Annotated in this window: 29 protein-coding genes; 8 read left to right on the forward strand and 21 right to left on the reverse strand. The window is 72.7% G+C overall.

Going from position 1 to position 23,837, the window contains the following annotated elements; all coding sequences use genetic code 11:
• Positions 1–1,308 (reverse strand): ABC transporter permease, encoded by a 1,308-nt coding sequence (locus VO99_RS07165; protein ID WP_083440419.1) that lies wholly within the window; start codon positions 1,306–1,308, stop codon positions 1–3.
• Positions 1,309–1,322: 14 nt separating this feature from the next.
• The gene (locus VO99_RS07170) at positions 1,323–2,390 is read right to left on the reverse strand and encodes an ABC transporter substrate-binding protein (protein WP_046112101.1); all 1,068 of its coding nucleotides are present in this window, start codon (positions 2,388–2,390) and stop codon (positions 1,323–1,325) included.
• Positions 2,391–2,509: 119 nt separating this feature from the next.
• On the opposite strand from VO99_RS07170, the gene VO99_RS07175 reads away from it, so the two are divergent.
• Both VO99_RS07175 and VO99_RS07180 read left to right on the forward strand, forming a co-directional pair.
• Complete coding sequence (locus VO99_RS07175; protein WP_375136382.1) at positions 2,510–3,403, forward strand: transketolase; 894 nt, start codon at positions 2,510–2,512, stop codon at positions 3,401–3,403.
• A gap of 1 nt (position 3,404) precedes the next feature.
• Positions 3,405–4,445: a transketolase family protein gene (locus VO99_RS07180; protein WP_046112102.1), complete on the forward strand. Its 1,041-nt coding sequence runs from the start codon at positions 3,405–3,407 to the stop codon at positions 4,443–4,445.
• Here the strand turns inward: VO99_RS07180 and VO99_RS07185 are convergent.
• Positions 4,400–4,909: a cupin domain-containing protein gene (locus VO99_RS07185; RefSeq protein WP_198156888.1), complete on the reverse strand. Its 510-nt coding sequence runs from the start codon at positions 4,907–4,909 to the stop codon at positions 4,400–4,402. The two genes, VO99_RS07180 and VO99_RS07185, sit on opposite strands and share 46 nt — an antisense overlap.
• Before the next feature lie 204 nt (positions 4,910–5,113).
• Between VO99_RS07185 and VO99_RS07190 the strand changes: the two genes are divergently transcribed.
• Complete coding sequence (locus VO99_RS07190; protein WP_046112104.1) at positions 5,114–5,563, forward strand: DoxX family protein; 450 nt, start codon at positions 5,114–5,116, stop codon at positions 5,561–5,563.
• 42 nt (positions 5,564–5,605) lie between these two features.
• On the opposite strand, the gene VO99_RS07195 is transcribed toward VO99_RS07190, so the two are convergent.
• Positions 5,606–6,526, reverse strand: a complete 921-nt coding sequence (locus VO99_RS07195) for an SMP-30/gluconolactonase/LRE family protein (protein ID WP_046112105.1) — start codon at positions 6,524–6,526, stop codon at positions 5,606–5,608.
• Positions 6,527–6,536: 10 nt separating this feature from the next.
• A complete protein-coding gene (locus VO99_RS07200; RefSeq protein ID WP_046112106.1) occupies positions 6,537–7,499 on the reverse strand; it encodes a Bug family tripartite tricarboxylate transporter substrate binding protein in 963 nt (320 codons plus the stop codon).
• A gap of 214 nt (positions 7,500–7,713) precedes the next feature.
• Here VO99_RS07200 and VO99_RS07205 point away from each other — a divergent pair, with 214 nt between their 5' ends.
• The 5 genes from VO99_RS07205 (at position 7,714) to VO99_RS28670 (ending at position 11,881) form a co-directional block, all read left to right on the forward strand.
• Positions 7,714–9,105, forward strand: coding sequence for an RAD55 family ATPase (locus tag VO99_RS07205; protein WP_052736155.1), 1,392 nt, complete (start codon positions 7,714–7,716; stop codon positions 9,103–9,105).
• Positions 9,106–9,119: 14 nt separating this feature from the next.
• The gene (locus VO99_RS07210) at positions 9,120–9,563 is read left to right on the forward strand and encodes a response regulator (protein ID WP_052736156.1); all 444 of its coding nucleotides are present in this window, start codon (positions 9,120–9,122) and stop codon (positions 9,561–9,563) included.
• Between the two features lie 170 nt (positions 9,564–9,733).
• A complete protein-coding gene (locus tag VO99_RS07215) occupies positions 9,734–10,612 on the forward strand; it encodes an SdiA-regulated domain-containing protein (protein WP_052736157.1) in 879 nt (292 codons plus the stop codon).
• A 38-nt stretch (positions 10,613–10,650) separates the two neighbouring features.
• On the forward strand, positions 10,651–11,289 hold the full coding sequence (locus VO99_RS07220; RefSeq protein WP_046112189.1) for a lamin tail domain-containing protein: 639 nt from the start codon (positions 10,651–10,653) through the stop codon (positions 11,287–11,289).
• Between the two features lie 97 nt (positions 11,290–11,386).
• On the forward strand, positions 11,387–11,881 hold the full coding sequence (locus VO99_RS28670; protein WP_157039474.1) for a GNAT family N-acetyltransferase: 495 nt from the start codon (positions 11,387–11,389) through the stop codon (positions 11,879–11,881).
• Here the strand turns inward: VO99_RS28670 and VO99_RS07230 are convergent.
• The 16 genes from VO99_RS07230 to VO99_RS07305 form a co-directional block, all read right to left on the reverse strand.
• On the reverse strand, positions 11,873–12,541 hold the full coding sequence (locus tag VO99_RS07230; RefSeq protein ID WP_046112107.1) for a hypothetical protein: 669 nt from the start codon (positions 12,539–12,541) through the stop codon (positions 11,873–11,875). The two genes, VO99_RS28670 and VO99_RS07230, sit on opposite strands and share 9 nt — an antisense overlap.
• The gene (locus VO99_RS07235; RefSeq protein WP_046112108.1) at positions 12,541–12,783 is read right to left on the reverse strand and encodes a hypothetical protein; all 243 of its coding nucleotides are present in this window, start codon (positions 12,781–12,783) and stop codon (positions 12,541–12,543) included. Before VO99_RS07235 ends, VO99_RS07230 begins: the two co-directional genes overlap by 1 nt.
• A 112-nt stretch (positions 12,784–12,895) precedes the next feature.
• Positions 12,896–13,654, reverse strand: coding sequence for a DUF1521 domain-containing protein (locus VO99_RS07240; protein ID WP_052736159.1), 759 nt, complete (start codon positions 13,652–13,654; stop codon positions 12,896–12,898).
• Positions 13,655–13,766: 112 nt separating this feature from the next.
• Positions 13,767–14,567 carry a type III secretion system export apparatus subunit SctT gene (gene sctT, locus VO99_RS07245; RefSeq protein WP_046112109.1) on the reverse strand — a complete coding sequence of 267 codons (801 nt, stop codon included), beginning with the start codon at positions 14,565–14,567 and terminating at the stop codon, positions 13,767–13,769.
• Positions 14,568–14,571: 4 nt separating this feature from the next.
• Positions 14,572–14,844: a type III secretion system export apparatus subunit SctS gene (gene sctS / locus VO99_RS07250; protein ID WP_046112110.1), complete on the reverse strand. Its 273-nt coding sequence runs from the start codon at positions 14,842–14,844 to the stop codon at positions 14,572–14,574.
• 19 nt (positions 14,845–14,863) lie between these two features.
• Positions 14,864–15,511 carry a type III secretion system export apparatus subunit SctR gene (gene sctR, locus VO99_RS07255; RefSeq protein ID WP_310733650.1) on the reverse strand — a complete coding sequence of 216 codons (648 nt, stop codon included), beginning with the start codon at positions 15,509–15,511 and terminating at the stop codon, positions 14,864–14,866.
• On the reverse strand, positions 15,508–16,332 hold the full coding sequence (locus VO99_RS07260) for a hypothetical protein (RefSeq protein WP_046112112.1): 825 nt from the start codon (positions 16,330–16,332) through the stop codon (positions 15,508–15,510). The genes sctR and VO99_RS07260 overlap by 4 nt, the downstream gene beginning before the upstream one ends.
• Positions 16,329–17,042 carry a response regulator transcription factor gene (locus VO99_RS07265; protein WP_046112113.1) on the reverse strand — a complete coding sequence of 238 codons (714 nt, stop codon included), beginning with the start codon at positions 17,040–17,042 and terminating at the stop codon, positions 16,329–16,331. The genes VO99_RS07260 and VO99_RS07265 overlap by 4 nt, the downstream gene beginning before the upstream one ends.
• Positions 17,039–18,349 carry a sensor histidine kinase gene (locus VO99_RS28675; RefSeq protein WP_052736160.1) on the reverse strand — a complete coding sequence of 437 codons (1,311 nt, stop codon included), beginning with the start codon at positions 18,347–18,349 and terminating at the stop codon, positions 17,039–17,041. The genes VO99_RS07265 and VO99_RS28675 overlap by 4 nt, the downstream gene beginning before the upstream one ends.
• Positions 18,346–19,473, reverse strand: a complete 1,128-nt coding sequence (locus VO99_RS07275; protein WP_157039476.1) for a hypothetical protein — start codon at positions 19,471–19,473, stop codon at positions 18,346–18,348. The genes VO99_RS28675 and VO99_RS07275 overlap by 4 nt, the downstream gene beginning before the upstream one ends.
• Complete coding sequence (locus tag VO99_RS07280) at positions 19,470–20,141, reverse strand: DUF6683 family protein (RefSeq protein ID WP_046112115.1); 672 nt, start codon at positions 20,139–20,141, stop codon at positions 19,470–19,472. Before VO99_RS07280 ends, VO99_RS07275 begins: the two co-directional genes overlap by 4 nt.
• A complete protein-coding gene (locus VO99_RS07285) occupies positions 20,138–20,803 on the reverse strand; it encodes a hypothetical protein (RefSeq protein WP_046112116.1) in 666 nt (221 codons plus the stop codon). Before VO99_RS07285 ends, VO99_RS07280 begins: the two co-directional genes overlap by 4 nt.
• Positions 20,800–21,294 carry a hypothetical protein gene (locus tag VO99_RS07290; protein ID WP_046112117.1) on the reverse strand — a complete coding sequence of 165 codons (495 nt, stop codon included), beginning with the start codon at positions 21,292–21,294 and terminating at the stop codon, positions 20,800–20,802. The genes VO99_RS07285 and VO99_RS07290 overlap by 4 nt, the downstream gene beginning before the upstream one ends.
• Positions 21,291–22,604, reverse strand: coding sequence for a FliI/YscN family ATPase (locus VO99_RS07295; protein ID WP_046112118.1), 1,314 nt, complete (start codon positions 22,602–22,604; stop codon positions 21,291–21,293). Before VO99_RS07295 ends, VO99_RS07290 begins: the two co-directional genes overlap by 4 nt.
• Complete coding sequence (locus tag VO99_RS31805) at positions 22,601–23,233, reverse strand: FliH/SctL family protein (RefSeq protein ID WP_046112119.1); 633 nt, start codon at positions 23,231–23,233, stop codon at positions 22,601–22,603. Before VO99_RS31805 ends, VO99_RS07295 begins: the two co-directional genes overlap by 4 nt.
• Positions 23,230–23,837 (reverse strand): hypothetical protein (locus VO99_RS07305; protein WP_232315287.1); only part of this gene is annotated, 608 nt, incomplete at its 5' end. The genes VO99_RS07305 and VO99_RS31805, both read right to left, overlap by 4 nt.

Genomic DNA, 23,837 nt, shown 5'->3' on the forward strand with positions numbered 1-23,837 from the left:
TCACTTCAGCCCCGCCAGCTGGCGCACGCCCAGCGTGGAGGCGGCCACCACATAGACGGCGCCCACGCAGGCCAGCAGCACCAGGCCCAAGGCCGAGGCCATGCCCCAGTTCACCGTGTTGTTGGCGTAGAAGGCCACGAAGTAGCCCAGCATCTGCTCGCGGGCGCTGCCCACCAGCGATGGCGTGATGTAGTAGCCCGCGGCCACGATGAAGGTCAGCAGCGCGCCGGCGGCCACGCCGGGCATGCTCAGCGGCAGCACCACGGCCAGGAAGCCACGCACCGGATGCGCCCCCAGCGAGGCGGATGCGCGCATCAGGTGCGGCGGAATGCCCTTGAGGCTGCTGTAGATCGGCAGCACGGTGAAGGGCAGCAGGATGTGCACCATCACGATGTACAGCCCGGTCGCGTTGAACACCAGCGTCAACGGACGCGACACCAGGCCCAGCGCCTGCAGCAGGCCGTTGACCAGGCCGTTTTCCTGCAGCACCACGATCCAGGCCGTGGTGCGCGCCAGCAGCGATGTCCAGAACGGCAGCAGGATGGCCAGCGTAAGCAGCAGTGCGAACTTCCGCGGCGCGCGCACCAGCAGCGCGGCCAGCGGATAGCCCAGCAGCACGCAGCACAGCGTCACACCGCCGGCGATGCCCAGCGTGCGCAGCACCACGTCGAGGTAGATGCGCTGGTCGGCCGGCGCCTGCACGATGCGGCCGGCATCGTCCTGCCGAAGGTCGAGCGCGCTCAGCAGGTAGTAGGCCGTCCAGGGCGAGGCGGCCCGCTGCAGGGCGCGCCACGGCGCGGGTTCGGCCCAGCGCTCGTCCACGCCGGCCAGCCAGGACGCGGCATCGGGCGGCGGCGCCGGCAGCGCCGCGGCCTGGCGGGCCGTCTTGATGACCAGCGTGCGGTAGCCCGCCTGCTCGTAGTTCAGGCGGCGCGCCAGCTCGCCCAGCTGCCGGCTGCCGGCGCCCTGCTGCAGCTCCTGCACCAGGGCCGCGGCCGCCGCGGGCGGCGGCCCGTCCGATGCGGCGCCGCCCTCGGTCGCCCAGCCGGCCAGCGCCACGGCGGTGCGCGGCAGCGCCTCCTGCACTTCGGGATTGGCCACCGCGCGGTGCACCATCATGGCCAGCGGCACGAGGAAGAACACGGCGCCGTACAGCAGCAGCGGCAGCACCAGCAGCAGCGAAACCAGCCGGCCGGGCGCCTCGGCGCGCCGCACGGCCTGCTGCAGCCGCTGCCCCTGCAGCGGGGAAGTAGCCGCTTCTGCAGTCGCGGCGCCCGCGGCGGACAGGGCAAGAGAAGGCGAGGACATGGCCGTTGCCTCCTTCAGTTGCGGGCCACCCAGCGCGTGAAGCGCTGCAGCAGCTCCTCTTCATGGTCCACCCAGAAGGCCGTGTCGAGCTGCACCGCGCCTTCCAGGTTGCGCGGCTCGGTGGGCAGCAGCGGCCTCAGGCGCGGCGGCAGCCGGTCGCTGGCGCGCAGGTTGGTCAGGCCATAGGGCACCTGCTCGGCAAAGGCCACTTGCCGTTCGGCGGTGAGCATCAGGTCCAGCAGCTCATAGGCGCGGGCTGCATGCGGGCTGCCCTTGACCAGCGTCCAGTAGTCCATGCTGTAGAGCTGCTGCTGCCAGCTCGATGCAAAGCGCTTGCCCTGCTGGTTGGCCGCGGCGATGCGTCCGCTGTATGCGGCCGTGACGGCCACCGAGCCGTTGTCCAGCCATTCCAGCGGCTGGGCGCCCGACTCCCACCAGACGATGTGCGGCCGCAGCGCTTCCAGCTTGGCAAAGGCGCGGTCCTGGCCAGCGCGCGTGGCCAGCACCGTGTACACCGACGTCGGCGGCACGCCATCGGCCAGCAGCGCGATCTCCAGCGTCATGCGCGGCTGCTTGCGCAGGCCGCGCTTGCCCGGCCAGCGCTCCACGTTCCACAGGTCGGCCCAGCTGCGCGGCCCCTGCTCCCCGAACCGGCGGCTGTCGTAGGCCACCACCTTGGACCACACGAAGGCGCCCACGCCGCAGCGGGCGAAGGCCTTGTCCATCACCTCCCGCGCATGCGGCAGGCGCTGCCTGTCGATGGGCTCCAGGAGGCCCTGCTCGCAGGCGGCGGTCATCTCGTTCTCGTCCATCTGCACCAGGTCCCAGGTGACCTGTCCGGTCTCGACCATCGCCTTCTGGCGCGCGAAGCCGCCGGTGTAGCTGTCCTCCACCAGCACCGCGCCAGCCTGGCGCCGGTAAGGCTCGAAGTAGGCCTTGCGGAAGGCCTCCTGCAAGGCACCGCCGAAGGCGACCACCGTGAGGTCGGCCGCCCGTGCGGCGGCCGCGGGAAGACCGGTGGCGAAACAGCACACCAGCAATGGAAGAAGCCTGGGCAGGCGGCGGCGCAAGGCAAGAGGCATGACGGCTCCACGGAAAGGATTGGCGGCAGCGGGCAGATTCGTTCTTCGCAAGCTACAGGATATATCCTATAGTTGCCCAGGCGCTGCGACAAGCGCTTTTTTCCAGCAGGACCCAACCCATGCCGATGCACACACCTCTTGCGCCGCCGCCCCCGCCGTCGGCCGCCCGACCTTCCCTCACCTCTGCCGAGCACCAGCGGCTGCGCGACAAGGCCCGCTTCGTGCGGCTGGAGACCATCCGGCTGATCGAGATCGCCAAGGTGGGGCACTACAGCTCGGTCTTCTCGGCTGCGGAGATCTTCGCGGCCCTGTACTACGACGTGATGGCCCTGCACCCCGGCGAGCCCGGCTGGCCGGACCGCGACCGCTTCCTGATGGGCAAGGGCCATGCGGCGGTGGGCCTGTTTCCCATCCTGGCCGACCATGGCTTCATCGACAGCACGACGCTGGACGGCTACACCCGGCTGGGCAACCCGCTGGGCGACCACCCGGACATGCGCAAGGTGCCGGGCATCGACTTCAGCTCCGGCTCCATCGGCCATGCGCTGTCCAACGGTGCGGGCATTGCGCTGGGCGGCCGCAGCGCCGGGCGCGGCTTCCACACCTTCGTGATGCTGGGCGACGGCGAAATGCAGGAGGGCCAGGTGTGGGAGGCGGCGCTGTTCGCCGCCCACTACCGGCTGTCACGCCTGGTGGCCGTCGTGGACCGCAATGGCTGGCAGCTCGACGGGCGGGTGGACGAGGTCATCGGCGTGGAGTCGCTGGCCGACAAGTGGCGGTCCTTCGGCTGGCAGGTGCACGAGGTGGACGGCCATGACCTGGCCGCCCTGGTGCCGCTGCTGCGCGCGCTGAAGGCTGACACCACGCGCGAACAGCCGGCCTGCGTCATCGCCCACACCGTCAAGGGCAAGGGCGTGCGCCACATGGAGACCGAACCCGGCTGGCACCTCGGCTACCTCGCCCCCGAGGACGCCGCGCTGGCCATCGCCGAAATCAACGCCACCGAGATCTGACATGACCACCCCCTTGCGCTCGCCCGACAGCTGGCAATACCGCGCGCTGAACGCGTTGAACCCGGGCCTGTCGGCCCTGTCGGACGCCCTGGACGACCTGGTGCGCCAGGGCCATCCAGTGCTGGCCGGCTCGGCCGACCTGCAGTACTCCAACGGCCTGGACCGCTTCGCCGCACGGCACCCGGAGCGCTACATCCAGTTCGGCATCTCCGAGCAGAACATGGTGTCGGCCGCGGCCGGCCTGGCCACCACAGGCCACATGCCCTTCGTGGCCACCTTCGCATCCTTCATGGCGCTGCTGTGCTGCGAGCAGATCCGCATGGACGTGGCCTACTGCGGCCTGCCGGTGCGGCTGATCGGCCACCACACCGGCATCTCGCTGGGCTTCTATGGCACCTCCCACCATGCCACCGAGGACATCGGCTGCCTGCGCTCCATCGCGGGGCTCACCATCGTGTCGCCGGCCGATGGCGCGCAGCTGGCCGCGGCCGTGCGTGCGTCGGTGGACTGGCCCCAGCCGATCTACTTCCGCATCGGCCGCGGTCGCGAGCCGCAGGTGTATCCCGCGGACACGCCCTTCGTCTTCGGCCAGGCCATCGAGCATGGCACCGGCGAAGAGCTCACCATCGTGGCCTGCGGCCTGCCGCTGGCGGCCGCGCTCTCGGCCGCGCGCACGCTGCGGGCCGAAGGCCGGTCGGTGGGCGTGATCGACATGGCCACCGTCAAGCCGCTCGACCGGGCCGCGGTGCTGCGGGCCGCGCGCCGCTCACCGGTGCTGCTGACGGTGGAGGAGCACAACGTGCTGGGCGGCCTGGGCGCGGCGGTGGCCGAGGTGCTGGCCGAGGAACCCACCGGCGCCCGCCTGGTGCGCCATGGCATCCAGGACGAGTACAGCCTGATCGCGCCCCCTACCCATCTGTACCGCCACTACCAGCTGGACGACGAAGGCGTGCTGGCGGTGGCCCGGCGGGCCCTGCGGGCCGGTGCCACCCGCCTTCACGACCCCGAAGGGTCGGGCGGCTCGGTGCGCTCGCCGTCGTAGTAGTCCACCGCCGCGCCGCGGCGGTACAGGCCGCGCAGCCGCGGTGCTCCGGGCGTGCGGGCGGACACGCCGACCTTGTCGGAATCGGGGTACTCGCATACGTCCAGCTCCGCCTGGTTCGACAAAGCCAGGTAGCGCATGGTCACGCGGCCGGTGTTGATGATCTGGTGCGCCACCTCGGGCCCGCCGGTGGGGCAGGCCACCACGTCATGCGGCCGCAGCGCAAAGCGCTGGTCGCCGAAGCGCAGCTCGCCCTCGCCTTCCAGGATGACGAACACCTCCTCCTCGGCACGGTGCGCATGGAAGGGGCACTGCGCCTTGCCCGGCGGCAGCTCGGTCAGGTTGTAGCCCAGCTGCCGGGCGCCGATGGATGCGCTGAACAGCGCCCTGCGCGAGCTGTAGTAGCCGTTGTCCTCGATGTCGTCGAACTCGACGTCGGCCAGGTTGATGAGGGGCTTGGGCACGGGCGTCTCCATCGCAGGTCTCCATCGCAAGGCGGGGCCTCGTCCAGCAAATGCCGGGCCCGGCCCGCGCACCCATCGGCGCCGCAGATGGATGCCATCGAAACGTTCTGGCTTCCCGGCAAGGCCGCCTGTTCCTACGCTTCGTCCATCGGATTCAAGCAAGCCGATCCCCCTGCAACCCACCATCCCTCAAGGAGTTTCCTCATGCAATCGACCTACTCGCGCAACTCGTCCACCTCCCTGCAGCTGTCGGTGCTGCCGCTGGTGGCCCGCCTGCTCGTCGCAGCCATCTTCCTGGTCAGCGGCTTCGGCAAGCTGATGGCCCCGGGCGGCACCATCGGCTACATCGCCTCGGTGGGCCTGCCGCTGCCGGAGCTGGCCTATGCCGGCGCGCTGATCGCCGAACTGGGCGGCGGCCTGCTGCTGGTGCTGGGCTACCGCACCCGCTGGGTGGCGGCCGCGCTGGCGGCCTTCTCGGTGGTCTCGGCCCTGCTGTTCCACAGCGCCCTGGCCGACCAGAACCAGATGTTCCACTTCCTGAAGAACCTGGCCATGGCCGGCGGCCTGCTGCAGTTCGTCGCCTTCGGCGGTGGCGGCTTCAGCCTGGATGAGCGCAAGCCCGCGCTGAGCGGCGCGCTCAGCGCCGCGCGCTGAAGCATCCATGGCCGACGTGTCGGCCAGACCCGTCGGGCCTAGTCAGGCCCCGCTGGCCACCGGAAGGCCGGCCGCGTCCATTTCGGCGTGCAGCACGCAGCCGGTGGTCGACTCGGTGCAGAACAGGCTGCGGCGCCCGGGGCCGCCAAAGGCCACGTTGGTGAGCGATGCGCCCGCCGGGCTGCGCAGCACCAGCACCGGCTCGGCACGCGGGTTCAGCACCCAGGCAAGGCCCAGGCCGGGATTGGCCACCACCAGCCGGCCCTGCTCGTCCATCGCCAGGCCATCGGGGCCGCTCGGTCCGTACGAGGTGAAGAACGCGCTGACCTTCGACACGCTGCCATCGGCCTGCAGCGGCACCCGCCACACCTGGTTGGCCCGTGTGACCGCCACGAACAGCACGCGCTCGTCGGCCGACAGCACCAGGCCGTTCGGGCTGGGCACGTTGTCCAGCAGCAGGTCGAGCTGCCCGTTGCGCCGCAGCCGGAAGACACGGCCGGTCGGGTCGTGCAGGCCGGTCTGCCCCTGGTCGGTGAAGTAGAGGTTGCCGCCGCGGTCGAAGCACAGGTCGTTGGGGCCCTTGAAGCGCTCGGAGTTGCGCCGCTCCAGCAAGGGCGTCACCTGCCCGCTGCGCACGTCGATCCGCATCAGGCCGTTCCTGTAGTCGGCCACCACCAGCGTGTGGGCATCCAGGAACTTCATGCCGTTGGGCTCGCCGTCGTATTCGGCGACCAGGCTCCAGCGGCCTTGCGGGTCGATGCGGAACACGCGGCCGAACGGGATGTCGGCCACGTAGAGCATGCCGTCGGCGTCGAACACCGGCGCCTCGAGGAAGCTGTCCACCGGCTCGCCGCCGCGGTTCGCGTCGGCCCAGGCGGAGCGCACGCCGGTGCGCCGGAATTCGTCCGGCAGCCGAGTGAACACTTCCGCATCGCGGACTTCCGGGGTCTTCAGCAGGAACATGATGCCGACCTCATTCCTTCTCGAACGACGAATGTGCCGCCACCTTGCCCCAGTAGGTGGTGCTGTCGTTCAACATCCGGGCGAACACCTCGGTGCCGGCGCTGTTCGGCTGCGCGCCCAGGCCGTCCGCATAGGCCTTGAAGTCGGCCGATGCCACGGCCGCCGCCACTTCCTTCTGCAGCCGCTCCATCACCGGCGCGGGCGTGCCCTTGGGGGCCCACAGGCCGGAGAACTGGATGACGCTGAAGTTCTTCAGCCCGGCCTCGGCGAAGGTGGGCGTGTCGGCCAGCGACGGCACCCGCTTGTCGCCGCTGATGGCCAGCAGGCGCGCCTTGCCGCCCTTGACCTGGCCGATCACGCCGGGCGTGGACGCCATCTGGAAATCGATGGTGCCCGACAGCAGCGCCAGCGTCGCCTCGCCCGCGCCCTTGAACGGCACATGCAGGAACTTCACGTCGGCGGCGATGCCCAGCGCCTCGCTCGAGAAATGCGGCGTGGTGCCTGCACCGCCGGTGCCGTAGGTCAGGCCGCCCTTGTTGGCACGGGCCGCGGCCAGCAGGTCCTGCAGCGTCTTGTACTTGGAGTCCTGCGACACCACCAGCGCCATCGGCGCCGTCATGAAGGTGCTGACCGGCACCAGGTCCGCGCGGTGGTCGAAGGGCAGCTTCTTGAAGATGTGAGGCAGCAGCGAGTAGGTGCTGTCGTTGGCCATCAGCGTATAGCCGTCCGGCGCCGAACGTGCCACCTCCGAAGCGCCGATGGTGCCGGTGGCCCCGGCCTTGTTCTCCACGTAGAAGGTCTGCCCGGTCTGCTCGGTGAGCTTCTGCGCGATCTTGCGGGTGACCGCATCCACGGCCCCGCCGGGCGCATAGGGCACGACGATGCGCACGGACTTGGCGGGATAGGTCTGGGCCCCTGCCAGCGCCGACAGGCTGAGCAGGAAGGCACCGGCGGCGATGCGGAAAGCGGTCATGGGTCAGTCTCCTTTCGAGGGGGGTGCAGCGTCTGGCGACGTCTTCGAGTGGGGCGGTGGACTCCCAGTATTGGATCGCCCGCGCCGACGGTCCAATCAATACTTCCTTCGGAAGCATCAATCGGACTTTTGCATTCGCCGCCTCCCGGCGCGCCGCCGTCAGGGCCGCGGCGACATGTCACACTTTGGGCCACCCGATGCGCCTGCCGTACCCATGACACTGAAAAGACTGCCCACCGCCATCGATGGACTCGACGACATCCTGCAAGGTGGCTTGTTCGAAGGCGGCGTCTACATCTTCGAAGGCCCGCCCGGCGTCGGCAAGACCACGCTGGCCAACCAGATCGCCTACGGGCTGGTGCAGCGCAGGCAGCGCACGCTGTACGTGACCATGCTCACCGAATCCCATGCCCGCATGCTCCAGCACATGGAGCACCAGGTGTTCTTCGAGCAGCAGCATGTCAATGCCAGCGTGTTCTATGTCAGCGCCTACGGCGAACTGGAACAGGGCGGGCTGCGTGCCGTGATCGGCCTGCTGCAGGGCGAGCTGCTGCGCAGCCGCGCCGCCTTGCTGGTGATCGACGGCCTGGTGGTGGAACAGCGCGGCCTCAGCGGGGACAGCGTGCGCCAGTTCGTGCACGAGCTGCAGAGCCTGGTCAGCGCGATGTCCTGCACCTGCCTCATCCTGACCAGCGGCACCGGCAATGCCCTGAGCGCGGAGCAGACGATGGTGGACGGCATCTTCACCTTCGAGGACCACGGCTTCCATTGGCGGGCGGAACGGCGCATGCAGGTGCGCAAGTTCCGCGGCAGCCAGATCATCCGCGGCAGCCACACCTTCTGCATCTCGCGGCGCGGGCTGCAGTTCTTCCCGCGGCTGGAAAGCCTGCCGATGCGAGACGAACCGGCGACGCTCGGCGGCGGTGCGGTGTCCACCGGCCTGCCGGCGTGGGATGCCATCCTACGCGCGGGCGGGCTGCTGGCCGGCAGCGCTTCCGTGGTGATCGGCCATAGTGGGGCCGGGAAAACCACCCTGGCGCTGGCCTTCGCCGCGGCCTCCTCGCTGTCGCAGCCAGGGTTGCTGCTGGCCGGCACCGAGTTCGCCGGCGACCTTCGCCGCACCGGCGACCAGCTGGGGCTGGGGCTGGGGCAGGCACTGGATGCCGGCGCACTGACGATAGAACACCTGGGGCATGAGGACGAGTCGATGGACGAGATGGGGCACAAGCTGCTGCGGCTGGTCGACGAGCGCCACATCCGGCGGGTGGTGGTCGACGGGCTCGAGGGTCTGGCCGACACGCTGGCCTTCCCCGAGCGCGGCTACCGCTTCCTGGGCCGGCTGCTGACCGAGCTGAAGCAGCGCGGCGTCACCTCGCTGTTCACCGTCGATCCCGCGGCGTTGGCCGTGGCCGGCGGCACCGGCCTGGCCGAGGGCGTGGTCGGCCGGTTCGACAACGCCTTCGTGTTCCGCCACCACGCCGCCGCCCGTGCCACTGAAGCAAGCCGCACCCTGAGCGTGGCCAAGGTGCGCGGCACGCAGCCCAGCCAGGCCTCGGTGGATGTGCAGCTCGCGCTGCTCGATGCCGAACGACCGTCAAGCCACTGAGCCGGGATGTCTCGATGAAGCTGGTTCTGATCGTCGAGGATGAATTCGGGAATCGCGAAGTGCTGCAGCTGCTGCTCGAGGCCGAGGGCTTTCGCACCCATGCGGTTTCCAATGGCCGGGCCGCGCTCGATTTCCTGGCCGGCGAAGTGCCGGCCGTGATCCTGTCGGACTTCATGATGCCGACGATGAACGGCGCCGAGCTGTGCGCGGCCGTGCGGCGCGATCCGGCGCTGTGCGAGCTGCCGTTCGTGTTCATGAGCGCCACCAGCGAGTCCATCGTGCGCCAGGCCTGCCGCGACTACGACGCCTTCCTGGTCAAGCCGTTCGACATCGATTCGCTGCTGCTGCTGGTCCGGCGCCTGGCCGAAAGCGGCCGGCCGCGGTCGCCGACCAGCGAAGAGGTGGGCGATTCGATGCGCCACCTGCTCAAGGGCATCGAGCTGCCGCCGACCAGCTAGGAATCCGCGCGGCAGAAGCCGCCTGCGACGCTGCTCAGCGTGCGCCAAGTACCGCCATGCGCCGCATGGTTCAGCGCCATGCGGACTCCTGCGGGCGCGCCGCACCGGGCTGAGTGACACGCGCATGACATGAACCGGGGACATGCTGACGGAAAACGTCAGGAGGTTCCATGAATTCACGTTCCCCCGCCGCCCGTGCGCTCACCGGCCTGGTCGCCACGTTGTTGCTCGGCACCGCCGGCGCCGCGTCGGCCGCACTCGACCTGGGGCGCTACAGCCTCACGTCCACCTTCGCGCTGCCGACGTCGACCGCTTCGGAGTCGTCGGCCATCACCTGGAACTGGGACACGCAGACGCTGTTCGTCCTGGGCGACGAAGGCGAGTACATCACCGAGGTCACCACCACCGGCGCGGTGGTGGGCAGCATGCGGCTTTCCGGCTTCAGCGACACCGAGGCGCTGACCTACACCGGCCAGGGCCGCTTCGTGGTCGGCGAGGAACGGCTGCAGGACGTGTACCAGCTCACCTACCAGGCCAACGGCACCGCCACCCGCGGCGCCCTCAAGTCGGTGTCGCTGGGCGACACCGTGGGCAACATCGGACTGGAAGGCATCTCGTACGAGCGCAGCACGGGCCAGTACTTCACCGTGAAGGAGAAGAGCCCGCAGGCGGTGCAGTTCGGCCAGATCGACTTCGATGCCGGCACGCACACGATGACCTCCCTGTTCACGCCCAACCTGGGCGTGCTCGACCTGTCGGACGTGCAGGTGCTGCCCACCTCCGGCAACCTGCTGGTGTTCAGCCAGGAATCGGGCCGGCTGCTGGAAGTCTCGCGCAGCGGGGTGGTGCTCAGCAGCCTCGACTTCAGCGCCATCAGCAGCACCACCGAAGGCGTGACCATCACCGCCGACGGCACCATCTTCCTCACCGACGAGACCCCCAACATCTACATGCTGACGGCCGCGCCGGTGCCTGAGCCGGCCACCTATGCGCTGATGCTGTGCGGCGTGGCGGCCATCGGCTGGGCGGCGCGCCGCCGCCTCGGCTGAGCACGACCCGGTTCCTGCAAACCAACTCCGAGACCATCATGAAGACTTCCCTGCCCTTGCTGCTGTCGCTGGCCGCCGGCGCGGCCCAGGCGGCCCCCAGCGTGGCCATCACCGAATGGATGTACCGCGGCGGCGTCGGCGAGTTCGTCGAGTTCACCAACGTGGGCAACCAGGCCATCGACCTGGCCGGCTGGAGCTTCGACGACGAATCGCGCCTGCCCGGCGTGCTGGACCTGTCGGCCTTCGGCACGCTGGCGGCCGGCGAATCGGTGCTGATCACCGAGGCCGACGCCGCGGTGTTCCGCAGCGACTGGAACCTGTCGTCCACCGTCAAGGTGATCGGCAACTACACCAACAACCTGGGCAATGGCGACGAGATCAACCTCTTCGACGCGGCCGGCACGCTGGTCGACCGCCTGACCTACGACAGGTCGGTGGTCACCAGCGACGTGAGCGGCCGGCCCGGCAGCAGCGCGGTGCTGGGAGCCAACCAGGTCTCCGGCTGGGTGTTGTCCGCCGTCGGCGACAGCGAAGGCTCCTGGCGCTCCGCCGCCGGCACCATCGGCAGCCCCGGCAGCACCCAGTTCGCCTCCCCGGTGCCCGAACCGGGCACCTATGCGCTGATGCTGGCCGGCGGTGCGCTGGTGGGCGCCCTGGCGCGCCGGCGCCGGCCGTAGGCCCGCTCGTAGTCCACAGGCGCACCCCCATGGGGGCGATACAGGCCGCGACCGGTGTTGCCTAGAGTGAGAACCATTCTCACTGAGGGAGTTGCTGTTGTTCGCCGTCACACACACCCTGGCGTCACCGATCCGGCCGGTGCCGGCCAGCGAGCATGCCGAGCTGGTGCACGTCTGGGAGAAGAGCGAGTTCGAACTGCTGAGCGGCCACGGCATGGCGGCGCTGTACGGCTGCGCCCATGCCGTGCGGCGGCAGCTGCTGGAGGTGTCCAGCGTGCAGGCCTACTACACCGCGCGCGGCCGGCCGGTGGCCTTCGTGGCACTGGCCGAGGCACAGGTGGTGCTGCTCGACGTGTTGCCGGACTACCGCAACCAGGGCCTGGGCACGGCGCTGCTCGAATGTGCGGTCGGGCGGCTGCAGGCTTCGTTCGTGGAGCTGCCGGAGGCCTGGCCGGCGGCCCTGGCGTTCTACCGCGGCCGGGGTTTCCGGCGCGTCGGCCCGTCCTTCCAGGGCCTGTTCCGCGGCCGCCCGCAGACGCTGCTGCGGCTGGAGCACACCCACGAGCCCGGCCGCAGCCTGCGCTCACGCTGAGCGCAGCAGCAGGCCGCCCGCAGGCGGCGGTCGCCGACCGTCGACGGACTGCATGAAGGCCTGCACCGCCTGGGCCGCGCCCGGCCCGCTGCCGTCGTGCCAGCCATCGGCCAGGGCCTGCAGCCCCGCGCGGGTGTCACGCGACAACACGCCGCTGATGGGGTCCTGCGCCACCATCCGCAGCCGCGCGCGGTAGGCCTCGCGCGCCAGCGGGGCATGCGCCAGCAGCCCCAGCAGCCGGCCCAGCGAGGCGGTGAAGGCGGCCTGCCGCGCCGAGGGCGGGCCATCGGCCTGCACCTGCCAGGCACACAGGTATTCGATGGGGCCCAGCGGCTCGCCGCCGCCCCGCAACGCGCCTGGAGCGCCCGGCACTGCACCCCACGCCGGCCGGCGGCCGCTGGGCAGGCGGCCCTGCGCCAAGGCGTCCACCAGGGCCTGCGCCACCGCGGCCTGCGCCGCGCCGCTGCCATGTTCGGCCACCACGCACAGCACCTTGAGGAAGGCCGGATAGAGCTGCTGGCCCAGGGCATCGCACAGGCGTTCCAGCAGCTCCACCCGGTCCGACGCGCCTTCGGCATGCGCGCAGCCGTCGATCAGCAGCTGGGCCGCGCCGGCCCAGTCGGGCGCGGGGCGCAGCGACAGCGGCTCGGCGCCATGCATCAGCGGCCCGCCTCGGTGCCGGTGGGCAGCAGGGCCGCGGCAAACTGCCGCTCCATCGCGTCGATCGACAGCCGCGCCGACCGCGGTCCGGCCTGCAGCAGCAGGCCGCCCACGCCGTCGTCGGCCAGCAGCCACTGCTCGATCGTCGGGGCCGACACCGCCGCCGACCCATGGCCGGCCGACAGCCGGGCCGCCGCGGCCGGAGCGGCGGGTGAAAGCGTGGAAAGGGCGTGCAGGCTCATGTCGTCACCAGGTACTGGCGGACCAGCTTAGGCAGCCGGCCCGGCGGCGCACAGCCCGGGCGCGCCCCAGCTGGGGTGGACCCCAGCGTGGCCGGGGCGCGGTGGGCGACGGTCAATCGGCATGGGCGCGGAACCAGCCGGTGGTCTCCGGCCGGTGCGTGAGCACGAAGCCCTGGCGCGAGCGGGCCTCGGCCTGCCCTTCCATGCCGCCCGCCAGCGCGCCAAGGAAGAGGATGGACATCAGGCCGCCCATCTGCCGGAAGGCTTCGGCGTACTGCGCCTGCAGCGCGCCGCCCTTCTTCAGGTCGGTCTCGTGGATGTACTGCTGGTCGACGCGGCGGACCTGCCCAGCCCCGTCCAGTGCCAGGAAGCCGCTGCCGAAGCGGTTCTCGTGCAGCACGTTGCCGTCGTCCACCGCCAGGTCGGCCAGGCGGCCCCAGCCGGTGGCTTCCTCGAACTTCAGGTCGCCGCGGGTGTTGCTGTCGATGCCGCTGACATGCACCGCGTAGTCGTCGTTGGTGATGGTGACCTTGGACGACACCGTGGCCTCGGCACTGCCCTGCCAGGGCGTGGTCTCGATCGTCACCTTGGTGCCGTCGTCCAGTGCGAAGGTGGTGGTGCCCCAGAAGTCGAAGGCATGCCGGCCGTCGATCTCCACATGCGGGTCGCCCCAGATGCGGTAGTCCTCGCCGGTGGCCTTGTTGGCGATGTGCACCTGGTTGTTGTCGTCCATCGTGATGCGGTAGCGGTCGTTCTCGAACTGCACCTTGCCGCCCACCATCGTGGTGGCGGCGTGGGTGGGATTGCCGGCATCGGCGGCACGGTAGGCGGCCGATGCGGCCGCTTGGGCGCCGGCGGAGGACAGGTTCATGGCGAGGCTCCTGAAGGTGTTCTTGGAAGCCCGCACTTGAGCATGCGGCCGGCCGCGGCGCATGCCGGGGCGCACCCGAGCTGGGGTCGGCCGCACGGCCGGTCGGCGCCGGTCAGGGCGCGACGAACAGCCGCGCCAGCGTGGGCAGCACGGCGGCGATGCGCCGGGCGAGTTCATCGGCGAAGCCCTGCACCAGCGTGCCCAGCAGCAGCAGCCAGATGGCGGTGGCGGCCAGCGCCTTCAGCGACATCGACAGCGCGATGACGTTGAGCTGCGGCGCGAAGCGGTTGACCAGCCCCAGCGCCAGGTCCACCGCGAACATCACCACCAGCGCCGGCGCGGCTAGCAGGAAGGCCAGCGCCATCAGCTCATGCAGGTAGCCCTCGAACACCGACAGCCCCTGCAGCCGCGGCACCAGCCCGGGCTGGGCCAGCGGCCAGGCGCGGAAGCTCTCCAGCAGCACGCCGATGAACAGCATGAAGCCGCCGCCGAACATGAACAGGAAGCCGGCCAGCCGGCCCAGCAGCGCGCCGGTGACCGACACCTGCTGGCCCGACATCGGGTCCATCAGCTGGCCATTGCCCACCGCCACCTTGGTGTCGACGATCTGGCCCGCGGCCTCGAAGGCCCACAGGAAGGCCGCCAGGCCGAAGCCCAGCGCCAGGCCCAGCACGGCCTCGCGCCCGAACAGCAGCAGCCACTGCCAGGCGCCGAAGCTGCCCAGCGCCACCGTGGGCTGCAGCGCCAGCGTCAGCGTGCCCAGCGACAGGAAGATGGCATTGCGCACCAGCGCCGGCACCGTGTCGGGCGCCAGCACCGGCAGCAGCAGGAAGGCCACCGCGATGCGGGTGCTGGCCAGGCCCACCAGCAGCGCCGCATCGCCCAGCGGGCCGATGGCATCGAACGGGCCCATGCGCTCAGCGCCTGACCATGCCGGCGAAGCCGCTCATCACCGTGTCGGTGTACTGCAGCAGCGTGCCGCCCAGCAGCGAGGCGGTGAGGAAGATCGTCACCACGATGGCGAAGAACTTGGCCGCGTACTGGAAGGTCTGCTCCTGGATCTGCGTGGCCGCCTGCAGGAAGGCGATCAGCAGCCCGACCAGCGCAGCCACGATCACTGGCGGGGCGGACAGCAGCAGCACCAGCCACAGTGCCTGGTAGGTGAGCTGCAGGGCTTCGGTCTGCATCATCGGTCGCGGTTCCTTTCGGTCATGCGTAGGACAGCACCAGCCCGTGCACCAGCTTGATCCAGCCGTCCACCAGCACGAACAGCAGCAGCTTGAAGGGCAGCGACACGGTGGTGGGCGTGAGCATCTGCATGCCCATGGACATCAGGATGTTGCTGATCACCAGGTCGATCACCAGGAAGGGCAGGAAGATCAGGAAGCCGATCTGGAAGGCGGTGGACAGCTCGCTCACGGTGAAGGCGGGCAGCACCACGATGAAGTCGCGCTCGGTGACCTGGGCGGCGCGGTCGGCGCTGAGCGACTTCTGCGCGGTGCGGTGGAAGAAGGCCCGCTCGCGCGGATGCGAGTGCTTGATGAGGAATTCGCGCAGCGGCTCCTTCGCGCGGTCGGCCGCGGCCATCAGCGATTCGGTGCTGCTGCCCAGGCCCTGCACGCTGCCCACCCGCTCGCCCATCTGCTGGCCGACCGGGTACATCACGTACAGGCTGAGCACGATGGCGATGCCGTTGAGCACCACGTTGGGCGGCACCTGCTGCAGGCCCAGCGCGTTGCGCAGCAGGCTGAGCACCACGATGATCTTGGTGAACGAGGTGACCATCACCGCGACGAAGGGCGCCAGCGCCAGCACGATGACCGTGACCAGCGCCGAAGAGGGCGAGAACTGGGTCAGGTCCATGCACTGCTTCCGTCCGGCGGCAGCAGCAGCGCCGCGCCCTGCAGCACCGGCACGATGCGGCCCACGCGATCGACGCCCGGCCCGAGCAGGCGGGCCTGGCCATCGGCCCCGCGGGGCTGCGGCGGCGGCACGGACGCCTGGCCCTCCTCCGCCGGCCAGCCCAGCAGCGCTGGCAGCGGCAGGCGCCAGGGCTCGTCGAGCAGCACGCGCCAGCCCGCGGCGCCCTCCTCGTCCACGCCCGGCAGCGGCTGCGGCGCGGCCGGCGACACGCTGATGGCACTGCCCGGCCCGCCCCAGCTCCCGGACCAGGCCAGGCCCTGCGCGGCCCACAGCAGGCGCAAGGACCAGCGCGGTTCGAAGGCGCCCGGCAGCAGCAGCGCCCCGCCGCCGTCGACACCGCCGCAGGCTGGCAGCGGCAGCGCATCCTGCGCATAGGCCGCCACTTCCACCTGCAGCGCCAGCACCGGCCATCGCAGCAACCCCGGCGGTGGCGGCGCCTGCTCGGCCAGCCAGGCCAGCGGCAGCTGCAGCCGCAGGCCGGACGGCGTGTCCACCAGGTCACCGGCGTGCACGGTGACGGCCGGCGCCTGCGGGACGGCCGGCGCAGCTTCGTCCAGGGCCAGCGGCTGTGGATCGAGCCCGGTGCCGCACCAGGCCTCCAGCGCCCCCAGCAGCGGCTCGCAGGACGCCAGCGCCTGCGCCAGGGCCACCGCATCGGGTGGCTGCGGCGCGGCTGCGGTGGCCGGCAGTTCGATCAGCAGGCGGCCCGCGCCCAGTGCACAGCCATATCGCCAGTACGCCACCTCGACCGTCATGCGACGCGGCCGCTGACCACCATGGTGATCAGGTGCGTGACCGACTGCGCCTGCAGCTTCTCCATCACCCGCTTGCGGTGCAGCTCCACCGTCTTGATGCTGATGCCCATGCGGTCGGCGATGACCTTGTTCAGGCGGCCTTCCACCACCCAGCCCAGCAGCTCGCGTTCACGCGGCGTGAGCCGGGCCAGGCGCTGCTGCCAGGCCTGCTGCGCCGGGGAGTCGGCCACGGGCGCGGCCACGGGCGCGGATGAGGAGGCGTCGGCTGCGGGCGCGGCGGCCACGGGCCGCAGCGCGGCCGCCGGCACGGCGCTGGCGTCGAAGGCGCGGTCCAGCGCCTCCTCCAGCGCCTGGTCGGCGAACGGCTTCTCGAGGAAGCTCACCGCGCCGCGCTGCATCGCCTGCACCGCCAGCGGCACGTCGCCGTGGCCGGTCATGTAGACCACCGGCCAGTGCACGCCCTGGGCTCGCAGCCGGTCGTGCAGGTCGAGGCCGCTCATGCCGGGCATGCGCACGTCCAGCAGCACGCAGGCGGCGCCGGCCGGCCGCGCGCTGCACAGGGCCTGCAGGGCCTCCTGCGGGTCGGCGTAGTCCTGCACCTCGTAGCCGGCGCCGGCCAGCCACCAGTGGGCCGAGCTGCGGAAGTCGGCGTTGTCGTCGACGATGAAGATGGTGCGCGCGGCGGCGCCGTCGGTCGCGGTGGCGGTCATGTCGTGCTCCGTGGTGAAAGAAGACTCGGAGGGTCGCCCGCGGCGGCAGGCGCCAGCAGCGGCAGCGCCACATGGAAGCTGCAGCCGCGCTCGGGCGCGCCGTCGGGCGATTCATTGCGGCTGAACCACAGCCGGCCCTGGTGCAGCTCCGCGAAGGAGCGGCAGATGTTCAGCCCGATGCCCATGCCGTTCGGCTTGCTGGACTGGAAGGGCACGAAGAGCTGCGCCGCGTCGTCGCTGGGCAGGCCGCAGCCGTTGTCGCGCAGGCGCAGCACGGCTTCGCGGCCGCCGCGCTCGATGCGCAGGCGCAGCAGCAGCCGGCGCTGCACGCGGCCGGCGGCATCGGGCGGGTTGTCGCGCATCGCCTCGATGGCATTGCGCATCAGGTTGACGAAGAGTTGCTGCAGCATCACCTCGTCGCCCTGCACCGGGCAGGGCTGCGGCACCAGGTCGAGCTGCACGTCGATGCCGTCGCGCCGCACTTCCCAGTCCAGCAGCGACAGCGATTCGCGCAGCACCGTGCCCAGCTCCAGCCGCTGCAGCCGCGGGCCACGCGCCTGCGTGTATTCGCGGATGCGGGCGATGATGCGCGAGGCGAACAAGGCCTGGTCCAGCGCCAGCTGCAGGCCGGCCAGCAGGTCGCCGCCATCGGCCGGGGCGGGCCGCTGCAGCCGCATGCGCAGCCCGCGCAGCACATTGGCCACGGTGCCGATCGGCTGGTTGAGTTCATGCGCCAGCGTGGAGGCCATCTCGCCCACCGACAGCGCGCGCGAGGTGAAGAGCAGCCTTTCGCGGTCCTCCAGATGGCGGCGTGCGGCCTCGGCCTGCTCGTCCTCGGCCGACGGGGTGGCGCGATGGGTGGGCGCGGCGACGGGCGCCTGGACCGCTTCGCCCGCCCCGGCGGCCGGCGCGCCGGGCTCCTCCGGCGCCATCAGCCGCAGGGCGGCCAGGCCGGGCCGCACCAGCGTGGCCTGTGCCTGCAGCCCGCCGGCCAGCGCGGCCGGCCACGCCAGGCGCGCCTGCGCACCGCGCACCAGCCGCACCAGCGCCGCGGTGACGCCCGGCAGCCGCGGCTCCAGCGCCGCCAGCGCATCGTCGGCCTGCACGCAGCAGTGGGTGCTGAAGGCCGGGCTGCACCACTGAAGGCGGCGGTGGGTCAGGTCCACCAGCGCCAGGCCGCAGTCGAAGGCATCCAGGGCCAGCCGCATCGCGTCATGCTCGCGGCGGCGGATCTGCTCCAGCGCGGCGGCGCGGCTGCGCGCAGGCCGCTGCGCGGCGCGGACGGGGCTGCGGTCGGCCTCGGTCATGCGGCCAGGTCCGTGGGCAGCACCACCAGCAGCAAGCTCCACTGCGCCCCCAGGCTGCGGCCGAAGCGCCGGGGCTGCGACAGGCCCAGCAGCGCGCAGCCTGGGTCGGCCAGGCGCGGCCAGGTGCCCAGCAGCAGGCGACAGCCGGCGGCGGGCGTGGCGGCGCCGCCGGGCGCGGCGCTGCGGCTGCGCAGGCCCTCGGCGGCACCGTCCTGCCGGTGCAGGCGCCACTGCGCGGGCAGGCCCAGGCCGGCCGGCGGCCACCAGCGGGCCGGGAAGGTGGCGACGCCGTTGCGCGGGCCGCCGATCAGCCAGGCGGCCAGGTCGACCGCTTCCGCCGGGCCTGCGGCAGGCGGCGCGCACACGAGCAGGACGTGACGCTGCAGCGCCAGTTCCCGCACCGCTTCCTCGCGGCCGGCGCGGGCGAGCAGTGCGCGGCAGGCGGCCAGCGTCGGCACGCTGCCGGACGCCGGCATGTCGCCGACCGCATCGCCCTCCGGGGAGCCATCGTCCGGGTCGGGCGGTGGCACCAACGCCTTCGGGGCCCCGGGGTTGTCGCCCTCGTCCGCCGGGCCGTCGTCGGCCGGGTCGCTGGCCGGTCGGTGGCCGCCGCGGCGGCGTGGTGCCGCGGCTTCGTCCTGCGGCAGCGGCTGGCGGCGCGGCAGGTCCGGCGGCAGGGTGAACAGGGTCGACACCACCACCGGCGCCTGCAAGGGCGCGGCCGTGGCGGGTACCGGTGCCGAGGCGGCGCTGGACGGCGCAGCCAGCCCCGGCGCCATTGCCTGCGCGCCGACGTTCGGGCCGTCGTGTGCCTCGGCGCGCGGCAGGGCGGCTGCACTGGCATGGGGCGCGGGCGACAGCCGGTCGCGCAGCGACACGGCCGGTGACGGCGCGGCCAGCACCGCCGCGGTCGCGGTGGCGTCGGCCGCCGGCGACGCGGTGGCAGCCGGCACGGCGGGCGCCGCCGGACCTGCCGCAGCCGCGGCACCCGTGGGCAGCGACAGGCCCTGCCCCGACTCGCCGCCGGCCATCGGCTGCGCCGTGGCCGCGGCCACCTGCTGCCACAGCGCGGCCAGGCCGGCACCGCCCGCCTCCCCGCCCGACACCGGCGTCAACGGATTCATGCGGCGCCCGCGTCCTTCAATGCGTCGGCCAGCGGCTGCACCGGCAGGCGCAGCACCAGGCCGTGGTCGCCGAGCTGGAGATGGTCGGGCTGCAGCCCGAGCAGCTGGCGCAGGTAGCCGCGCGCGGCCCGCTGCACATTGGCGCGGGCGGCCGGCCCCTGGCGCCGCGCCTCGTGCTGGCTTTCACCCACCAGCACGCCCAGCACCGCGAACTGCTCGAACAGCGCCTGCCGCTCGGCCGCGTCGGCCTGCAGCCAGGCCGGGTGCTGGCCGAGCAGGCGCCGCATCTGGCGCTCGACCAGCGCGAGCTGCGCCGGGCTGACGTCGATCTGCTGCAGCGCCGCGACGCAGGCCAGCACGAAATAGGCGGCCGCCGCGCCCACGTCGTCCTCGGGCTGGCCGGCCTGCATGCGCTGCCGGTAGTGCGCCAGGCAGCGGCGGTAGAGCGCCAGCGCCTCCTTGCGCGCGGCCGGGCCGCCGGGATGGGCGGCGGCCAGCTGCTGCGGCGCAGTGGACTGCGCGGCCGGCATCACCGTCAGCGGGGCCACGTCGTCGGCAGCGTCGGCGGGGCCGCCCATCAGCAGCTCGCCAAAGGTGGCGGCCAGCCGCTCGGCCAGCGCCGTGGCGCGGGCAGGGGTGTCGGGGGAGGAAGCGGTGTCGGGGCTCATGGCAGGAAGTCGTCGTCTCGTGGTGCAGGGTTGGTTGCGCTGCCGAACTCCATGCGCAGCGCGTGGCGCGAGAGCCGGCTGCGCAGCCGGTCGAGCGCGGCGCTGCCGCCGGGCGCGGCAGCACCGGGCGCCGGATGCAGCTGCAGCACGGGCGCGCCGCCCGGCTGCTGCTGCAGCGCGACGGCGCGCAGCGGCAGGGCCTGCCCGGGCAGCAGCAGCTGCCAGTGGCCGGTGGGCGCGCCGGCCGCCAGGGCCGATCGCTGCAGCGCCTGCACCGTGGCCGTGGGCGGCAGCGCCGGCGGCGATGCCACCGGCGCGGCAAGGATCACGACGTTGCGCAGCGCAGGCGCAGCGGGCCAGGCCGGCGCCTGCCAGGCACCCGCCTCCACCGCTGGCGCGGCGGGCTCGTCGATGCGGACGTCCGATGGCGGCAAGGGCCGCGGCGCCGGCACCGCCGTTGGCCACGGCGCGGCCGGTCCCGGCAAGGCACTGGCGCCCTCGCCCGCTGCGGCGTCGTCCTCCACCTCGCCCAGCACGCGCTGGGCGGCGCGCTGCAGCGCCCGGTCGAAGCGCTGCTGCTGCTGCTGCGGCTGCGAGCGCGGCGCCTCGTCGGCCTGCGACGGGCGCTGCGTCGGCAGGATGCGGTCGGCCACCGGCTTCATACCCAGCTCCCGCTGACCGGGTGCCGGCGCACCGGTTCGGCCTCGCGTTCCAGCCGCTGGGCGCGCAGCCGGGCGTCGTCGCGGCGGAGCTGGTCCTGCAGGTCGTCCAGCGCCTGCGTCTGCGTGCGGCAGCGGCGCAGCGCGGCCTGGGCCTCGGCCAGGCGCGCCTCGGCGGCCTCCAGCGCCTCCTCGTCGTCGATCAGGCCGTATTCGGCCCGCTCCAGCCGGTCGTCCAGCATCTCCCGGTGCGCGGCGGCGATGCGGCCGAGCTGCGGCGCCTGGGCCGCGCCCTCGCCGGCCTGGTGGCGCGCCAGCGCGGCGATGTCGCGCCGCAGCGCGTGGATGGCCTGCTGGCGCCGGCCGATGGCCACGCGCGCCGCATCGCAGGCCAGCCGCTGCACCTCGCACAGCCGGCGCGCCGCCTCCTCGCGCAGCGCGCGCACGCGCTGCAGCTGGGCCAGGTCGGACCGTTGACGGGCCGCGGGTGTCATTGCACCGCCTCCTGCAGCTGCTGCCAGGTGTCGTGCCAGCCGCTGGACTCGTCGGGCTGCTGGCGCAGCAGGGCCTGGATGGCGGGCCAGCGGGCGATGGCCTCGTCGGCCAGCGCATCGGCACCGCGCTGGTACTCGCCGACCTGCAGCAGCAGGCGGATCTCGGCATGCTTGGCCATCAGCGCCCGCAGCCGCAATGCGGCCGCCCGGTGCGCCGGCGGCACCACGCGGTGGAACACCCGGCTGGCACTGGCCGGCACGTCGATGGCGGGATAGTGGCCGGCCTGCGCCAGCTCGCGCGACAGCACGATGTGGCCGTCGAGGATGGACCGCACTTCCTCGGCCACCGGGTCGCTGCCGTCCTCGTCCTCGGCCAGCACGGTGTAGAAGGCGGTCATCGAGCCGTGGGCATCGTTGCCCGCCCGCTCGAACAGCCGCGGCAGTTCGGCGAACACCGAAGGCGGGAAGCCGCGGCGCACCGGTGGCTCGCCCACCGACAGGCCGATCTCGCGCAGCGCGCGGGCATAGCGGGTGACCGAGTCCACCAGCAGCATCACCCGCGCGCCCTGGGCGCGGAAGCCCTCGGCGATGGCGGTGGCCGCCTGCGCCGCGCGCAGCCGCTCCATCGCCGGCCGTTCCGAAGTGGCCACCACCACCACCGAGCGCGCCAGCCCGGCCGCGCCCAGGCTGTCGTCGAGGAACTCGCGCACCTCGCGCCCACGCTCGCCGACCAGGCCCACCACGTTGACGTCGCTCTCGGCCTGCCGCGCCAGCATGCCCAGCAGCGTGCTCTTGCCGCCGCCCGCGGTGGCGAACACGCCCACGCGCTGGCCCTCGCCGATCGACAGCGCGGCATCGATGGCCTTGACGCCGGTGGCGAACACCTGCTGCACCGGCAGGCGCGACAGCGGATTGGGCGCCGGCTGCTGCACCGGCCGCCAGGCCAGGCCGTCCGGCGGCAGCGGCCGGCCGTCCAGCGGCTGGCCGAAGGCATCGAGCACGCGGCCCAGCAGGCCGGTGCCGCAGGGCACTGCCGGGGCTTCCGACACCACCTCCACCCAGGCATCGGCGGCCACGTCGGCCAACCCGCCCAGCGGCACCAGGATGGCTTCGCCGCGCGACAGCCCCACCACCTCGGCCGGCAGCCGGGCGCCGCGGGCGTCCCACACCAGGCACTGCTGCCCGATGCGCGCCTGCAACCCACTGACGCGCAGCGTGGTGCCGAAGGCCTGAACCACCCGGCCGCGCTCGCCCAGCGTGCGGCCGTGCTGCAGCGCCTGGCGCACGGCGGGCGTGAGCAGCGTGTTCATCGCACCTGCTCCGCCGCCGCGGCGGCCTGCAGCCGGTCGCCCACGCGGCGCAGTTGCGCCGGCAGGCCGGCGATCAGCTGGCCGGCCGGCGTGTCGAACACGCAGTCCAGCAGCGCCAGCGCAGGATCGGCGCGCAACTGCAGCGGGCCGCCGGCGGCCACCTCGGGCAGGTGCTGCAGGGCGGCCGCCACTTCCGGATGCAGCCGCAGCACCGCCGGCTGACCCGGCGCCAGGGATTCCGCGGCGCGGCGCACCAGCGCCGCCACCACGTCGGCCGGCGCCAGCTCGGCCGCGATGCGCTCGACGATCTGCAACGCCAGCGCGATGGCGGCTTCGCGCAATTCCTCTGCCTGCAGCGCCGCGTCGTCGGCGGCCTGTCGCCACGACTGCGCCAGCGCCGGGCCGGCACGGTGCAGCGCCTCGGCCAGGCCTTCGGCCTGCCCGGCCTGGCGGGCGGCCTCGCGCGCCTGCGCCAGGTCGGCCTCCCGTGCCAGCACCAGTGCCTGCAGCCGCGCCAGCAGCGCCGCTGCGCTGCCGCAGGCGGTGAGCTCGTCGGCGGACAGCCAGGGCCGACCCACCGCCAGGCTGCCGAGCTGGCTGCGGTGCACCGCGATGAAGGCGGGTGTCATAAGCGGGCCTCCGCGCGGGCCGCTGCCTGCAGCGCAGCGGCGGCGGCGGCCGTGTCCAGCGCCGGCAGCGGGGCCCGCGTGTCAGGCCAGAACGCTTCGCGCAGCACCAGCCGCAGGGCGGGCGATGCGACGGCCGCCAGCAGCACCTCGCGGCCGGTGTGTGCCAGCCGGTCGGCCAGCATGGCGGGCGACAGGTCCGGCCATGGGCCGTCCGGCTCCCCGCCCCCGTCGGACTGCAGCAGCCGATCGGCCTCGGCCTGGCCGAGCATGCCGGCCAGGGCTTGCAGCACGCGGCCGTCGATGCACTGGCGCAGCACGGGTGCCAGGTACCAGGCGCCCGCGGCCGACAGCAGCCGGTCGCGCCGGTCGGCGGGCCAGCCGGCCCAGGCCGGCCAGGCGGCCAGGTCGTCCCAGCCCAGCTGCGCCCGCCGCGGCGTGCCGGCCAGGGCCAGGGCCGCGGCGGCACGAGCCTGGCGGCGCACGGCCGCGGGAAGGCCGCCGTTGGGTTCCGCCTGCACGGGCCGGGCGCCGGCCCGGTCGACCGCCTGCATCAAGCTGCCCTCCGCAGGCTGCCGGCCGGGGCGCCGGCCGGCGTGATGGCGCC

The sequence above is a fragment of the Aquincola tertiaricarbonis genome, assembly GCF_000969605.1.
GTDB classification, from domain to species: domain Bacteria; phylum Pseudomonadota; class Gammaproteobacteria; order Burkholderiales; family Burkholderiaceae_C; genus Aquincola; species Aquincola tertiaricarbonis.

What these genes read in the sequence shown, in the direction of transcription:
- VO99_RS28675 (WP_052736160.1), bottom strand. Translation starts at nt 18,349, where the DNA reads ATGACCGAGGCCGACCGCAGCCCCGTCCGCGCCGCGCAGCGGCCTGCG.
- sctT (WP_046112109.1), bottom strand. Translation starts at nt 14,567, where the DNA reads ATGGGCCCGTTCGATGCCATCGGCCCGCTGGGCGATGCGGCGCTGCTG.
- VO99_RS07240 (WP_052736159.1), bottom strand. Translation starts at nt 13,654, where the DNA reads ATGAACCTGTCCTCCGCCGGCGCCCAAGCGGCCGCATCGGCCGCCTAC.
- VO99_RS07170 (WP_046112101.1), bottom strand. Translation starts at nt 2,390, where the DNA reads ATGCCTCTTGCCTTGCGCCGCCGCCTGCCCAGGCTTCTTCCATTGCTG.
- VO99_RS07180 (WP_046112102.1), top strand. Translation starts at nt 3,405, where the DNA reads ATGACCACCCCCTTGCGCTCGCCCGACAGCTGGCAATACCGCGCGCTG.
- VO99_RS07175 (WP_375136382.1), top strand. Translation starts at nt 2,510, where the DNA reads ATGCCGATGCACACACCTCTTGCGCCGCCGCCCCCGCCGTCGGCCGCC.
- VO99_RS07190 (WP_046112104.1), top strand. Translation starts at nt 5,114, where the DNA reads ATGCAATCGACCTACTCGCGCAACTCGTCCACCTCCCTGCAGCTGTCG.
- VO99_RS07235 (WP_046112108.1), bottom strand. Translation starts at nt 12,783, where the DNA reads ATGAGCCTGCACGCCCTTTCCACGCTTTCACCCGCCGCTCCGGCCGCG.
- VO99_RS07195 (WP_046112105.1), bottom strand. Translation starts at nt 6,526, where the DNA reads ATGTTCCTGCTGAAGACCCCGGAAGTCCGCGATGCGGAAGTGTTCACT.
- VO99_RS31805 (WP_046112119.1), bottom strand. Translation starts at nt 23,233, where the DNA reads ATGACACCCGCCTTCATCGCGGTGCACCGCAGCCAGCTCGGCAGCCTG.
- VO99_RS07230 (WP_046112107.1), bottom strand. Translation starts at nt 12,541, where the DNA reads ATGCATGGCGCCGAGCCGCTGTCGCTGCGCCCCGCGCCCGACTGGGCC.
- VO99_RS07210 (WP_052736156.1), top strand. Translation starts at nt 9,120, where the DNA reads ATGAAGCTGGTTCTGATCGTCGAGGATGAATTCGGGAATCGCGAAGTG.
- sctS (WP_046112110.1), bottom strand. Translation starts at nt 14,844, where the DNA reads ATGATGCAGACCGAAGCCCTGCAGCTCACCTACCAGGCACTGTGGCTG.
- VO99_RS07290 (WP_046112117.1), bottom strand. Translation starts at nt 21,294, where the DNA reads ATGACACCCGCGGCCCGTCAACGGTCCGACCTGGCCCAGCTGCAGCGC.
- VO99_RS07280 (WP_046112115.1), bottom strand. Translation starts at nt 20,141, where the DNA reads ATGAGCCCCGACACCGCTTCCTCCCCCGACACCCCTGCCCGCGCCACG.
- VO99_RS07165 (WP_083440419.1), bottom strand. Translation starts at nt 1,308, where the DNA reads ATGTCCTCGCCTTCTCTTGCCCTGTCCGCCGCGGGCGCCGCGACTGCA.
- VO99_RS07285 (WP_046112116.1), bottom strand. Translation starts at nt 20,803, where the DNA reads ATGAAGCCGGTGGCCGACCGCATCCTGCCGACGCAGCGCCCGTCGCAG.
- VO99_RS07265 (WP_046112113.1), bottom strand. Translation starts at nt 17,042, where the DNA reads ATGACCGCCACCGCGACCGACGGCGCCGCCGCGCGCACCATCTTCATC.
- VO99_RS07275 (WP_157039476.1), bottom strand. Translation starts at nt 19,473, where the DNA reads ATGAATCCGTTGACGCCGGTGTCGGGCGGGGAGGCGGGCGGTGCCGGC.
- VO99_RS07215 (WP_052736157.1), top strand. Translation starts at nt 9,734, where the DNA reads ATGAATTCACGTTCCCCCGCCGCCCGTGCGCTCACCGGCCTGGTCGCC.
- VO99_RS07205 (WP_052736155.1), top strand. Translation starts at nt 7,714, where the DNA reads ATGACACTGAAAAGACTGCCCACCGCCATCGATGGACTCGACGACATC.
- VO99_RS07260 (WP_046112112.1), bottom strand. Translation starts at nt 16,332, where the DNA reads ATGACGGTCGAGGTGGCGTACTGGCGATATGGCTGTGCACTGGGCGCG.
- VO99_RS07295 (WP_046112118.1), bottom strand. Translation starts at nt 22,604, where the DNA reads ATGAACACGCTGCTCACGCCCGCCGTGCGCCAGGCGCTGCAGCACGGC.
- VO99_RS07200 (WP_046112106.1), bottom strand. Translation starts at nt 7,499, where the DNA reads ATGACCGCTTTCCGCATCGCCGCCGGTGCCTTCCTGCTCAGCCTGTCG.
- VO99_RS07220 (WP_046112189.1), top strand. Translation starts at nt 10,651, where the DNA reads ATGAAGACTTCCCTGCCCTTGCTGCTGTCGCTGGCCGCCGGCGCGGCC.